This window comes from Polaromonas sp. P1_G2 (assembly GCF_056405515.1).
In genome coordinates this window covers 1-533 of sequence record NZ_JBFUBY010000857.1, presented here as the reverse complement: position 1 = coordinate 533, position 533 = coordinate 1, and the positions used below count along the sequence as shown (strand labels likewise).

Genomic DNA, 533 nt, shown 5'->3' with positions numbered 1-533 from the left:
GGATTGCTTCGCCGTCCTTCACCAGCACCGAACCAAACGGTTCGTCACCGCGTTGCATCGCGGATTTCGAGAGTGCAATCGCCTCGCGTAAAAATGGCTCGTGGTTTTCCATCAGAACCTTCCCAAAAGCTGGAGCGGGATCATTTTGTCTTGAATCGGATAGATTTCCAAGGGGCTGCAGTCAGATTCAAGTCGGCGATCTGAATGGACGTCAAAGAAAGCGTCGCGGACGGTATCTCAGGCAAAACCCGCGATGACCGCCCGCATTCGTCTATTTCAGGCCGCAGAATCGACCTGCCAGTTCGAGGGTAGTTGGCGATGGTTCAGACATTCATGGCGAACCGCATCACGCCTGTTCCAGCGCCTGTTCCAGATCTGCGATGATGTCTGACACGTCCTCGATGCCGACGGAGAGGCGCACGACGTCCGGGCCTGCGCCGGCCGCCGCCTGCTGTTCCGGCGTCAATTGCCGATGCGTGGTCGAGGCTGGATGATGACCAGGGAACGGGTGTCGCCGATATTGGCGAGATGCG

The 533-nt window shown here is 58.0% G+C and carries 1 pseudogene; it reads right to left on the bottom strand.

The window, feature by feature from the left end:
- Positions 1-346: 346 nt before the first annotated feature.
- A pseudogene (locus tag AC1D0P_RS28000) lies at positions 347-533 on the bottom strand (PLP-dependent transferase); the annotation flags it as partial.